The 13,841-nt window shown below is 59.8% G+C and carries 9 protein-coding genes; all 9 read left to right on the top strand.

From position 1 onward, the window contains the following. Positions 1-131 precede the first annotated feature (131 nt). The 9 genes from QWU44_RS07770 to QWU44_RS07730 all read left to right on the top strand — a co-directional run bounded on the left by QWU44_RS07770 (position 132) and on the right by QWU44_RS07730 (position 13,778). Positions 132-1,691 carry a carboxylesterase/lipase family protein gene (locus QWU44_RS07770; protein WP_370915116.1) on the top strand — a complete coding sequence of 520 codons (1,560 nt, stop codon included), beginning with the start codon at positions 132-134 and terminating at the stop codon, positions 1,689-1,691. Positions 1,692-1,738: 47 nt separating this feature from the next. Beyond that, positions 1,739-2,563: a (2Fe-2S)-binding protein gene (locus QWU44_RS07765; RefSeq protein WP_370915115.1), complete on the top strand. Its 825-nt coding sequence runs from the start codon at positions 1,739-1,741 to the stop codon at positions 2,561-2,563. Positions 2,564-2,740: 177 nt separating this feature from the next. After that, complete coding sequence (locus QWU44_RS07760) at positions 2,741-3,571, top strand: hypothetical protein (RefSeq protein ID WP_370915114.1); 831 nt, start codon at positions 2,741-2,743, stop codon at positions 3,569-3,571. Between the two features lie 559 nt (positions 3,572-4,130). Continuing rightward, complete coding sequence (locus QWU44_RS07755; protein ID WP_370915113.1) at positions 4,131-5,360, top strand: MFS transporter; 1,230 nt, start codon at positions 4,131-4,133, stop codon at positions 5,358-5,360. A gap of 637 nt (positions 5,361-5,997) precedes the next feature. Continuing rightward, positions 5,998-7,905, top strand: coding sequence for a hydantoinase/oxoprolinase family protein (locus QWU44_RS07750; protein WP_370915112.1), 1,908 nt, complete (start codon positions 5,998-6,000; stop codon positions 7,903-7,905). Between the two features lie 30 nt (positions 7,906-7,935). Beyond that, the gene (locus QWU44_RS07745; RefSeq protein WP_370915111.1) at positions 7,936-8,370 is read left to right on the top strand and encodes an acetone carboxylase subunit gamma; all 435 of its coding nucleotides are present in this window, start codon (positions 7,936-7,938) and stop codon (positions 8,368-8,370) included. 27 nt (positions 8,371-8,397) lie between these two features. Continuing rightward, positions 8,398-10,524 (top strand): hydantoinase/oxoprolinase family protein, encoded by a 2,127-nt coding sequence (locus QWU44_RS07740; protein WP_370915110.1) that lies wholly within the window; start codon positions 8,398-8,400, stop codon positions 10,522-10,524. A gap of 25 nt (positions 10,525-10,549) precedes the next feature. Beyond that, positions 10,550-12,868: a hydantoinase B/oxoprolinase family protein gene (locus QWU44_RS07735; RefSeq protein ID WP_370915109.1), complete on the top strand. Its 2,319-nt coding sequence runs from the start codon at positions 10,550-10,552 to the stop codon at positions 12,866-12,868. 112 nt (positions 12,869-12,980) lie between these two features. Then, a complete protein-coding gene (locus QWU44_RS07730; protein ID WP_370915108.1) occupies positions 12,981-13,778 on the top strand; it encodes a hypothetical protein in 798 nt (265 codons plus the stop codon). Positions 13,779-13,841: the final 63 nt, after the last annotated feature.

Below are 13,841 nucleotides of genomic sequence, written 5' to 3'. Positions count from 1 at the left end.
GTCCGAACGGTGACAGTTACCGGTGGGCGATTCGCCCCGGTTCCTGCCCGGAGAGCCTGCTGCCTGCGACTTTATATCCGGCGGCCGGGTCGATTCCCCGGTGGCTGTCGGGATTACTACGGTGTAGGGCAATGGACGATATCACAGTCACCACTGCAGGACTCGTACGTGGCACCGTGCTGTCGGGAATACGTACCTGGCGCGGTGTGCCCTATGGATCCGACACCTCCGGAGAATTCCGATGGCGGGCCCCCACGAGCCCAGAACCATGGAGAGGAGTACGGGATTGTGTTGAATTTGGGCCGGTCGCGCCCCAGCCCGAATACTCCTACAAGGACTCGGTCCGAGGAGCCGAGGACTGCCTGAATCTCGACATCGTACGACCGGACACCGAGGAAGACGGGCTTCCCGTCGTCGTCTACTTCCATGGCGGATCCTTCATCGTGGGGTCCTCCCACGAAACGATGTTGCGCGGGTACAATTTCGTCCGAAACCTCGACGTCGTCTACGTCTCCGTCAATTTCCGGCTGGGTGTCTTCGGGTACCTTGACCTCCGCAGCCTCGGAGACGGCGATTGCGTCGCCAATCCCGCTGTGCATGACCAGCTACTCGCCCTAAACTGGGTCAACCGGAACATCGAGGCTTTTGGTGGCGATCCCGGCAATATCACGCTCATGGGGGAATCTGCGGGTGGGGCGGCGGTGACGACGTTGTTGTGTGTGCCTGCAGCGGAAGGTCTCTTCCACAAGGCCATCGTGCAGTCTGCTCCCGCCGCGACGTTGCACGCTCCCGTGCAGTCCGCGTATTGGGCACAGCAACTTGTTACGTCGATGGCCTTTCCCTTGGAAACCACCTGCGGTCAACTTCGTTTCGAAGATGCCGGTGACTTGGTCCGTGCCGGGCAGTCGATGATGTGGCGTTCCCGGGAATTGCTTCAGCTCAATTCCTGTTATGGCCCGACCGTGGACGGGGACCTACTTCCGGAGCATCCGTTTGACACCTTCGCAGCGGGCCGCCAGAACAAGGTTCCTCTGCTCATCGGCACGAACAACGACGAAGCTTCGGTGACGAAGCTCCTCTACATCAGACAGAACGCGCGGAGCAGGGCTGCTGCCCGGATGCTGGATGCCTACGACCACTCGAATTCTGCGGCAGTTCTTCAGGCGTACAACGGGGCCATCGAAAGATCCGACTTCGCCAGGATGGTTACCGACGCTGTGTTTTGGGCACCGTCGCTCCGGATCGCGGAGAATCATTCCCGTTGCGTCGACACTTGGATGTACAGGTTCGACTATGCCCCGGCGGCATTGCGGTGGATCGGCCTCGGTGCGATGCACTCATTTGAACTCACTGCGGTTTTCGCAGCACACAAGGAGTCCCGGACCCGCAGCATCACCCGTTTCGGTGGTGTGGAGGACTTGAGTGGGGTGACCACTGAGATGCAAGCCTATTGGGGAAATTTCATCCATCACTCAGTTCCGGGGTCTGGATGGCCCCGGTACCGGTTGGGAGGAGACAATGGTCCCGGACGTGCGACCCGGATCTTCGATGCTCGATCTCATGTAACCTATGATCCACGTTCCCGCCTCCGGCAGGCATGGAGTGACTACGACATGAGGGAATGGGGGGCAGGGCGCCCGGATATGCTGGACATTCGGGGGGTGTCGCCGGAGGCGACGAAACCTGGGTGATCGGGTCAGAGGGCGCGGGAAGATCAAGTTGTCGCAGGAGGTACCGGATGGATGGCGTGTTCGCCCGGCTGCTCGCGGACCATCCGCGCTTTCGTGCAGCGGTTGAACCCGGTGACGGCAGTCGTCCCCTCACCGTGGGAGAAGCTGCGGAGTCGGATGTCATAGAACGGGCGGTCGCCGCCGCCGGACAGCTTTTCGGAGTTAGCGATCCGAGACATGGGGGCCAATTGTGGTGGTTTTCCGCCGTGAACTCCATCGTCGGTCCATCGGTGACGGTAATGGTCGGGTATGACTGTGTTCCCGACCTCGACCTTGATCGAGGAGAACTGTTTCTCAGTGGCGCCGTTGAACGGTACGGAGACCCCGGGGAAGGATTCTGGATCGGTTTCACGCCAGGTCGTGTCGGTGCGGGGTCGGCGGTTGCGTGGCGAGCGGCGGGGAAGGATCTCGCCCGTTCTGTCAAGCCGGTGGTGTGTGCGATCTCCCGGAGTACGGGAGTCCGGTCGGCCCCGCTCTGGGCCGTGGCCGCCGACGGCCTCGCCCAGGCTGCGGTGGAAGCAGGAAACGAGGTGTTCGATCCGTATCTCGGTGTTCGTGTAGCCGGTGAACTGGTGGCAGGACTGGCCGCCGGTGTTCCGGATGGTGTCGTGGTACCCGAGCCCCGTTTTCTCGACATCATCGGGGGGCGTATTTTCCCGACCGACATGGCGGCGGTGTCTGCTGGAGATGAGCCTGATGATGTCCGCACGGTGGTGAAGAGAGCCTCGTGCTGCATGATCTATCATTCGCCGACGGTGGGGAAGTGTCTGTCTTGCCCTCGGCAGGAGCCAGATGAACGGGAGCGGAAGTTGCTCTCCGCATTCGGCGGTTAGCTGCTGAACGGGGGAGGGGCTCGGTGCGTCCGTCGGTGTGACGCACCGCGTCATGCTTTGCGGCACTAGGCTGTCAGGTGTTCCGGCGATTGAGTCCGGATCCGGGTGTCGAAGGAGCATTGAGGTTCCCGGCGCCCACTACACAAACGCCAGCCACCGGAAGGGTGCATCACCTACATGAGCTTCTATGAGGATCTTGCCGCCGCCCTGGACGCCGAGGGGATTGAATCGCGCGTCAACGATGACACCTTGTTCGTACCGATCTCGTCCGGTGTCGAGATCCAGTTCGATGTGACCAATGAACTGCTTCCTGCAGCGAACATCTACATCGCAGCGGCACCGGATGCCGCTGTCACCGACCCCGCGCTGGCCGGTGACGAGGAGGAGTTTGAGGCGGTCCTCGTATCAGCGGTTTTCTCGGTTGATGCGGCGGTGGACGCGGTGCTTGACCACATGGCGACGGATGCGATCGTTGATCTTGTCGATGAACTCGTCACTGACCCGGACGGCCGTTTTGGGGAACTTCAGTTCACAGCAGTGGAGGGGGAACCGATCACTGTTCGTTCTCCTGCTGCCGAGAACTCCGAGCTCGACATCGTGATCGACATCGTTGACGGTGAACCAGTGGCTACCGTGACTCTCACGACGTTTGATCCGGACTTGGAGGCTCTGCTGGATGATCAGCTCAACGGGGTCGACGGACCTGTCGATGACGCGTTGATTGAGGAACTCATCGGGTACTTCATCGCAGAGGGGCTGATCCTCCCGGAACAGACTATGGGGCTAGGTGCCTATACGGATTTCAAGCGACTGCTCACGGTGATGCCCTTCATAGCCGAGCACGTCGCGGAATGGGAAGAGGAACTCTCCAGCACCGCCGATGACTACGATGACCTCTTTTTCGGGGAGCCCCGCGATGAGGACGGTGATGAGGAGGACGATCTCGAGGATTTCGATCTCGATGGCGTGGATGAGGAAGACCTTGGCAGGGATGTCACGGACGAATAGTGGCAGATAAGGTACGTTCCACGTGCCAACAGAAAGATTGGAGGGGCTTCTCCTGTCGGCTCAATCACACAGCCTCACCCTCCGATCCAGTGACCGCCACCGCTCATATGTGTATGTTTTCGCGGCCAGATCCGGTGGATGGTGATTTGTCGTGGAGGTTGTCTGAGAGTCTCGCATAACCGAACGGATAGTGTCCGCCAATATGTGGAAGGGGCGGGTGAGCTAACGTGGTCGTCGTATCGGGGGGCGTACGGATTCCATTTGTCGTGTGCGGCTTCGTCGGATTCGGTGAAGGCCGTTATGCCCGGCACTGGCGTTCTCTTCCCGGAGGAGAGGGGACGTCGGGTGGTACGGCTGTACAACCTTGATAGAAGTGACCTACAGGGTTGGATCCCCGGTATTTCTTCCGTGTTGAACAGGCTCCGGCCACATGTGACGTGGTGGACATGAACCGCTCCTGAACCAAATATGTATTCGAACTTGGGGTTGGGGGGTGGCGTCTGACACCTGGGGCGTTGACGAGTGTGTGAGTGGGGGCATTCGAGGTTAGCCTGAATGTGTGACGAGAGAGATTGCCGAGGATCGGCCAAGAACCCGTATTCCCGAGGAAATTTGGGTGCTCGTGTCCGCGGCATTCATCATCGCCGTGGGTTTCGGGCTCATAGCTCCGATTCTTCCTCAGTTCGCCCGGAGTTTCGGTGTCTCGATGGCGGCTGCTGGTCTTGTCGTCTCCGTGTTCGCGGCATCCAGACTCGTTTTCGCGCCGGTGTCGGGGCGGCTGGTCGATCGTATCGGCTCGCGGCGTGTCTATCTGACTGGACTCGTTACCGTTGCAGTCGCGACCGGGTTGATCGCCTTCGCCCGGGAGTACTGGCAGCTCGTCGCCCTCCGTGCGGTCGGGGGGATCGGATCCACGATGTTCACGGTGTCTGCGATGGGGTTGATCGTGAGAATATCCCCGCCGGAGATACGGGGGCGCTCGTCGTCGGTCTATGCCACTGCATTTCTCACGGGATCAATCGTCGGACCCGTGATCGGTGCCGCCCTGTCGGTGCTGGGGATGCGTACCCCGTTCCTGATCTACGGGGCGGCTCTGTTTCTTGCAGCCTTCATTGTCTGGTGGAAACTCAGCGCGGTTGCGGTGTATGGCTATGACCACGACAACACGGCTCCGCCGATGCAGTTCGGGGAGGCGATCCGTGACTCAGCTTATCGAAGTGCGTTGATCGGTGGTTTTGCCAACGGATGGGCGAATCTCGGGGTCCGGATCGCGCTCCTGCCCTTGTTCGCGGCCGCAGCATTCCATACCGGGGGTGCAGTAGCGGGAATCGCGCTCGCTGCATTCGCGGTCGGGAATGCCTCTGCACTCCAGATTGCGGGTCGCCTTGCCGATCGGATCGGGAGAAAACCGCTCATCCTTGCAGGACTTGTGGTCAACGGGATTTTTACGGCGGCGATCGGACTGACCTCACAGCCCTGGACGCTTCTGGCGGTGTCGGTCGGGGCGGGTGTGGGAGCTGGGTTGTTCCTGCCCTCACAGCAGGCGACGCTGGCGGACATTATCGGCAACCACCGTTCGGGGGGGAAGGTGCTCGCCAACTTCCAGATGGCGCAGGATTTCGGAGCGATCGCCGGTCCTGTCATTGTGGGTGCCCTCGCGGACGCGCTCGGATACCGTGCCGCCTTTGCCGCGTGTGGTGCGGTGAGTCTGTTGGCTGCGTCCGCATGGTTCTTTGGTCGGGAGACCTTTGACGGAAAGCGGACGGTAGCGCCTGTGTCTACACCCTGATATCTGCCGGGCCCATTGGTTGAAGTGTCCGGTCGGGCAAGTGATGTGGGGTTACAGATAGCTAACTAATGAAATGTGATTGTCTACCCATCTTCCCAATGCCAGCGCGTTTTTTCTACAACCAGGTTAATGAAAAGCGTTTCTCATTGTTGAAACAACTTTGCAAAATTGGCAATTTTTGATCGGACATTTCCGATGTGTTGGCCTGTATTTGGTTGGTATTCATTGAGCTATATATTTATATTTGCCGTGCAAATATCTGATTCCTGATCAAAGATCTGGCCGGGTTTCAAGGTTTGGTTTGTTAGCCCCCGTTGGGGGTTGTAAGCATTGATGGGGCAGTAGTTTCGTTCCATATTCCGGGAAGTTGCAGGTCTGAAGGTTGGCCCTGGGGTTGCGGGTGGGGTGTCTCACGGTTGGTGGCTTTGCGGTCGCGCATCATGGCCGATCTATGGGGTAGCTAAAGTACCCCCGCCTACCCCCGTTTTATCTCATGACCTGGGTCACAATGCACTCCTGACCAATTTATGTGACAGCCCTCACTTTATGCGTAAAACGCTGTTACAGTTTTGGTACCAGTAACACGGACGTTTCTGGAACGCCGCGATCTTCGTTCAAGGTCGCGTGAGGAGGACATATGAAACACCTCATTAACATCGATAACGGTGGAACCCTGACTGATATCTGTGTGTGGGACGGGGGAGAATTTTCCTTCACTAAAACCCTCACCACACCTTTTGATTTGTCGGAGTGTCTCTTTGAGGGAATCGCGAAGGCATCCGCAAACCTCTATGGCGAGCGTGACCTGGTCCGATTGCTCCACGAGGCGGAGCATATCCGCTACTCCACGACTCAGGGGACCAACGCTCTCGTTGAACGCAAGGGGCCGTCCATCGGACTACTCGTCGAAGACCTTGCGGTGGTTGACGCCATGCAGTCCGACGATGACCACTCTGCGCTCTTCACCGACCTGGTCGGCACCCGGGTTGAGACATTCGACATCTCCGATGACACACTTGAGTTCAGTCTCGTACAGACCGTCAACAAGCTCACCACCGATGGTGCTGCACGTCTCGTGGTCGTCGGGCGCGACGCGGAATCCGAGCGGACCGTGCGTAATCTCCTTCTCCGTAACTTTCCCAGGCAGCTACTCGGCTCCGTCCCGGTGCTGTGCAGTTGGGAATTCGTCGAGGACATCGATGACGCCCGCCGTGCCTGGTCATCAGTAGTCAACACGTTCCTGCATCCGGTGATGGAACGCTTCCTCTACCAGGCACAGTCCCGTCTTAGGGACAACAAGGTCACCAACCCACTACTCGTCTACCGCAATGACGGTGCATCGTCGCGGGTGTCCAAGTCAGTTGCTCTGCGCACCTATTCTTCCGGCCCCCGTGGTGGATTGGAGGGCACCGCCGCCCTCGCCCGGAGCTATTCGCTCGACCATGTTCTGATGATGGATGTCGGTGGTACGACGACCGACGTCGGCGTCGTCGACAACTGCACCATCGAGACGAAACGACGCGGACAGGTCGGGGAAGCGACGATCTCTTTCCCGATGTCCAGCGTGCACAGCTCCGGTGTGGGCGGCAGTTCGATCATCGGCGTCCGCGACGGCAAGATCGTCGTCGGTCCCCGTTCCGTCGGTGCAGCCCCCGGCCCGGCATGCTTCGGTCTAGGTGGAAAAGACGCCACGATCACCGATGTCAAGGTACTTCTCGGTGTCCTCGACCCCGACACCTACCTCAACGGCCAGATGCACCTCGATGCTTCCCGGAGTCGTGCGGTCATCACTTCCACCATTGCCGAGCCCCTCGGTATCAGTCTCGAAGAGGCGTTGATCCGGATGGAGGACGCATATCTCGAGACAATGGCGGAAACGTTCCGTGACCTAGTGCGCGACGACACGACGCTCGCTGCGTTCGGCGGGGCAGGTCCAATGAGCGCGTGCGGTGCCGCAGAGAAAGCCGGAGTGAAGCGTGTCCTCATTCCACGCATGGCCGCAGTGTTCTCTGCGTTCGGCATCTCCTTCTCCGACATCGGGAAGACCTACGAGATAAGCATCACCGGTACCGATGCTGAGAGCCTGCAACGTCATCATGATGAATTGCTGCACCGCGCTGAACGGGACATGTTCCAGGAGGGATACAGCCTCGCGGAATGCGAGACCGAATGGGCACTCGAGCAGCACGACGAATCAGGTGAAGTCATCTCGACACGTGGATACCGGCACGGAGAAGATCTCGGTGATCTGGAGGGAAACCTGATGTTGTGCCTGGATGTGAAGAAGGTTCTGCCGCACGCCGATCTCGGGGACGACGACAGTGTCGAAGCATCCGATGCCGTTTCCACCACGATCCGCGCCGTTCGCGTCGGAGCCGATGAGATCCGGGATCTTCCCGTCTACGTACTCGAAGATCAAGCTCCAGGGGCGAGGGCGGCAGGGCCGGCGATCATCGAGGGGCCGTTCTTCACCGCGCGGGTCACCCCAGGTTGGGTGTTCACCGTGACCAGCAACGGTGATCTCATCATCAGCGACGAGCGCTGACCACCATCACGAGACAGTAAGGAAAACACTGTGCGAGTCCCCATGACCGAGTATCTGCTCATCGATCTCGACACCGAACGGTGGCTGTGCCGCAACTGCGGTCACGACATCGGTGACGCAAACCGGAACTACAAACCCGGCTGCCTGGTGTACGACCGGGATCCGACCGAGATCCATCAGCCGATCATCGACCCCGAGCGCTACGAGTACACGTTCTCTCCGGACCCGAGTTACTGCAGGATCCTGGAATTCTACTGCCCCGGCTGTGCCACCCAGCTCGAGACCGAGTACGTCCCGCCGGGACACCCGCCGACCCGTGACATGGTCATCGACGTCGCTGCTCTCCGCAAGCAATGGGAGGAACGGGGTGTTGATCCAGAGGAAGTTTTTAACTACGGCCCCGGCGAGGACGCTCAGAAGTACACCGCCGAACTCAAGAAAAAAGCCGCCGACTCACAGCGTTGAGTTGCGAAACGAAACCAGGAGACATCCATGAAACGCATCTCCGTCGACATTGGCGGCACATTCACCGACTGCTTCTTCGTCTGGGACGACACCTACGTCGAGGCGAAGGCACTGACCACGCACCACAACCTAGCTCTCGGATTCAATGAGGCGCTCGATCTGGCGTGTGAACGCGCCGGACTCGACCGCGAGACCGCCCTGTCCGGGGTGGACTCGGTGCGCTACGCCACGACACTCGGCACCAACGCTCTCATCGAACGCAAGGGACCGAAGGTCGGAGCCATCGTCACACACGGCTTCGAGGACACGATCCCGTTGTCCCGAGGCCGGGGCTACGGTGAAGGTCTCGACTACTCCATGCAACAGAACATGCCGGCTGCGGAACGCCCCGAACCCCTTGTTCCCCGTGCACTGATCCGTTCCGTCAAGGAGCGGGTCAACTCCGCGGGTAAAGTCGTCGCTGCACTGCGGGAGGATGACGTCCGGAACGTCGTCCGGGAGCTGATGGATGCCGGTGCCGAAGCCATCGTCGTATCGCTGACCAACGCCACCGAGAATCCGGTCCACGAACTCCAGATCCAGGAGATCATCCTGGAGGAGTATCCGTCTCACGAGCTGGGTGCCGTCCCGGTCCTGCTCGGGCACCAGGTCTCCGGACGAAAAGGTGAGTACGTCCGGGCCACATCCACGATCGTTGATGCATTCCTGCACGAGATCATGTTCCACGCACTGAGCCAACTCTCGAACAACCTCCGTGAATCCGGGTACACCAAGCCGATGCTGGTCAACCACAATTCCGGCGGTATGGCGCAGATGAACTCGACAGACGCACTGCAGACCATCCACTCCGGTCCCATCGCTGGTGTCGGTGCCGCGGAGCACCTCGCGAAATCCACCGACATCGGAAGCGTCATCAGCACCGACATGGGTGGAACTTCCTTCGATATCGGACTCGTTCCTGAAGGAGGCGTGAAGCACTACGACTTCATGCCGACCATCGACAGATGGCTGGTCAGCGTTCCCATGGTGCACCTCGACACCCTCGGTGCAGGTGGTGGATCCATTGCCAGCTACGACCGCATCCACCAGTCGGTGAAAATCGGACCGGAATCCGCCGGATCCAACCCGGGACCGGCCTGCTATGACCGGGGCGGGCTGCGTCCCACCGTCACTGACGCAGACCTTCTCCTCGGGTACCTCGACCCGGACAATTATGCGAACGGGTACATCAAACTGAATCCGAAGCGTTCGGTGTTCGCCATCGAGGAGACTCTCTGCGACGAGATGGACATGGACGTCCTCGACATCGCGAAGATCATCAAGAACTCCGTCGATGAGCAGATGGCCATCGGCATCGGCAAGGAACTGCGTGTACGCGGCTACCTGCCCGAGGACTTCACGATGCTGGCCTACGGCGGAAACGGTCCCCTCCATGCCTGTGGTATCGCCCGGCACGCCGGTATCACCAAGGTTCTTGTTCCCCCGTTCAGTTCTGTGTTCTCCGCCTGCGGTGCGGGGAACATGCAGCAGCTCCACTTCCATGAGCGGGGCACACACATCACGATGTACAACGCCACCACCCGGGCACTGTACGACAACTACGCCGAGTTCAATGAAATAGTCGAAGAACTCGAGGCCAAGGGACGAGAGGACCTGCGCAGACAAGGCTTCGCGGCCGAGGACGTCAAGTACCGACTGGAACTGGACATGCGTTACGGAAACCAGCTCCTCACCCAGGCTGTGACACTGGACATCAATCGGATGACCGGCGTCGGGGATGTACTGCACATGATCAAGACCTTCGGTGATGTCTACAGCCACCGATTCGGTTCCAACTGTGCCGCTCCCGAGGCTGGAATCCGAGTCAACACGGTTCGAGTCGCCTCCTACGTTGAGGGCGACACCGTCAACTTCGAGTCACTCGCCAACGGCGGAGAACGGACAACCCCGGAGTCGATCGGGGAACGTCGGGTCCACTTCGTCGGAAAAGACAAGGCCATTGACACTCCGCTGTACAACCAGAGCGCCCTGACCGCTGCCGCGATCATTGAGGGACCGGCGATCGTCACCACGGAGAACACCACCTTCCTGGTCGAGCCGGGATGGCGCCTGGAACCCACCGAGCAGGGCGCCGTCTGGCTCCTGCAGGACTGATGACTGACACCACGAGGAGAATGCAATGACCGCTGTCGACAAAGACACAACAACCTCCGTCCAAGGCAAGAACCTTACCCTGCAAGAACAGGAATGGGTTGACGCCTTCATGGACGAGACCACGCTGTTCCTCGGACCTGACCCGGAGATCATGCGGAGCCACAGCATCGCCGAGCGTACCCCCTATGAGGAGGAATGCATCGGAAAAGGGATTGACCGTATCCAGGTTGAACGAATCCGTAAGCGTATCTCGGGTGCCCTCGATGAGGGATATGAGATGTGTGAGGCTCAGGGAGCGGCCCCGGGAGCGAAATGGGGTGACCTCACCACCGCCATATACACCGCAGAAGGTGACGTCTCCTACCTCTCCTGCCACGGGGTCATCGCTTTCTCGGCGATTTTGCACCATCCCATCCGGTACATCATGAAGTATTGGAAGGATGAGCCCACCGTCGGCATCAACGAAGGCGACGGTTTCATCCACAACGATGCCCGCTACGGAAACGTCCACAACACAGACCAGTCCATGATCATGCCGATCATCCGTGATGGTCAGCTCATCGCCTGGGTCGCCGCGACGATTCACGAAGGCGAGAACGGTGCCTGTGAACCCGGCGGTATGCCCTCGGGTTCGGAGACCCCCTTCGATGATGGCCTCCGGATGAGTCCCTTCAAGATCGTCGAGCGCGGCCACCTGCGTCGTGACCTACTGACCTTCCTGCAACACTCCGTCCGTGATCCGAAGCTGCAGTTGGCTGACCTGAAGGTCAAGATCGGGGCCGTTAACCGCATCATGGAACGCATCAACACACTGATCGATGAAGTCGGGGTGGAGACGTTCGTCGCCGCGATCCGCATCACCATCGAGGACGTCGATGCCGAGGTCCGACGTCGCATCGCGGAACTGCCGGACGGTACCTATTCCTTTAATCAGTTCATGGACTCGACCCTGAAGGAGAACATCCTCATCAAGATGGCGTGCAAGATCACCGTCAAGGGGGATCACATGTCCGTCGATCTGCGGGGCTCTGGCCCTGAGATCCTCAACCGTGCGTTCAACTCGCCACTGTGCTCCGTCAAATCGATGATGATGCAGGCGATCCTCGCTTTCTGGTGGCCGGATCTGCCACGCTGCACCTCAGCCATGAGCTGCATCGAGATCATCTCCGACGAGGGAACCTGGTCGGACGCCTCCTACGATGCGCCGATGGGCCAGTCCCTCCAGGCATCCTTCCGCGGTTTCTCCGCGATGCAGGCGCTCTACGGGAAGATGCAGTTCTCCACCCCCCGCAAGTACTCCAATGTGGTGGCCAACTGGTTTAACCAGATCAATACCTTCCTGTGGGGCGGTGAAACACAGCACGGTGACCAGGTGGGCAACCTCTGCGCCGACCTCAACGGAATGCCAGGCGGGGCAAAGCCTTTCCGGGACGGTGAGGATTCTGTCTCCCCACTATTCTGCGCCATGGCGGACACCGCAGAGCAGGAGATCATGGAGGAGGAGGTTCCCTTCATGCAGCTCGTGTCGAAGCGCCTGGTCAAGGACAACATGGGCTTCGGCAAGTTCACCGGCGGCATGGGCTACGAGATGATCGTCGCAGCAGAGGGAACCCCGCACTGGGGATTCATGACGGTGACATCCGGATCGAAGTTCAGCTCGATCTACGGAATGTTCGGGGGCTACGGCTGCGGTGCCTACCCGCTCGCGATGGTGAAGGGCGTCAATACCTACGACAGCTTCCGCAAAGACTCCCGCACCTTTGATCTCTCCATTGAGAAGGTCATGAACGAACGTCCCTTCGAGGGGGCGAAGTATATGACGTCACACATGGGCCTGCAGTTCGACGTCGCCAAGGACGGTGAGCTGTACATGATCAGCCAAGGTGCAGGCGGCGGCTACGGTGACCCGATCGAACGGGACCCCGAGTCCGTCGTCGCGGATGCGGAACTCGGACGCATCTCACCGAAAGTCGCCCGCGATATCTTCTGCGTCGCCTATGACGAAGAGCACTTCCGGTTGGATGCCGAGGAGACACGACGACTCCGTGAGGCGCGCCGCAGGGAACGCCTGTCCAAGGGCAAGCCCTACGCCGAGTTCATCGAGGAGTTCGTCACGGAGGAGCCCCCGGAGGACCTCCTCTACTACGGCAACTGGGGTGATGACACCGAGGAACTCACCGCCACGGTCTTCACAGTCAACGGCCGCAAGCGGGTCACCGGAACAGTCGATGAACTTCCGATCATCATGATCCCGGACCGTCGCGAATTGAAGATCGAGGCTCTCGAAGCGCGGATCGCGGAGCTCGAGGAGAAACACGGCGAGACGGTCTCGAAAAAGAGCTGACCCGTCTCTCCACAACCCTGGGTGCGGTTCCACGCCGCCCCAGGGCAGCCCTATTTTTACTGACAACAACCAGGTACAACAGGCGTTCATCCACCGGAACAAGGAGCATCCCATGACCTCATTCACCGACCTCATCACCACCCCACCCTCGGAACGCGGAACCGCACTATTTCTCGACCATGTTCCCTTCGGCGAACGGGTCATCCTCCACGGTGAACTTCCCTATCTCGATGCTCCGGCGACCGCAAGCTACTACGGTCAGGCTCAGGGAATGCTGAACTCCGACGCCACCATCGTCGACCTCGGAGCACTTTATAGCGCGGTTCTCTCCGCGACCCCCGAGCTGGGGGAGTCCATGGGAGCCCGCTCCCGGACCGGATACACATTGCGCACCATGCTCGCTGATGACTCCGCAGCGACCGTAGCGAACCGTATTCTCACCGCGACCAGCCATACCAGTCGAGTACCGTTCCTCCTCCGGATACCGTCGCCGCTACGCTGGCTCGCACAAGCGGCGGCAGCGGCCGGAAACACCGACGTCAGTTCGATCACCGAGGATCATGCGGAATCCGCAGCCATGTACGTCGCCGACTGGCTCCGCAGGTTCGTAGACGCCCCCGTCGCCGGTCTACTTCTCGATGGCCGACGATCCGGTGACGACACGACACTTCCGGCAGAGGACATCGCCGCTTACCAACCGGTGATCAACGCCGCAGAACATGTCGGTTGGTCCGTACTGATGCAGACCGATGAAACTATCGCCGTCGCAGGTAAGGACCTGTGTGGTGCAACTGTTGACCCGGGCTACTGGCTAGGGGAGGGTGAGGTACCGCAGGCTGATTTTCTCGTCGCCCAAATTCCCGTAGAGGCCGAACCAGACACTGTTCTGGAACGCCTTGAGGCCCTCTGACCACCTTCCGCCAACTGTGATCCGAGGCGGAGCCCATGTTTCCCCGGATCGTCTGTCAACCTT

Origin of the sequence: Corynebacterium sp. CCM 9203 (assembly GCF_041357675.1) — a bacterium.
Taxonomy (GTDB): Bacteria; Actinomycetota; Actinomycetes; order Mycobacteriales; family Mycobacteriaceae; genus Corynebacterium.
Note: the sequence above shows the minus strand (reverse complement) of the source record. Positions and strands in the feature narration are given on the sequence as shown.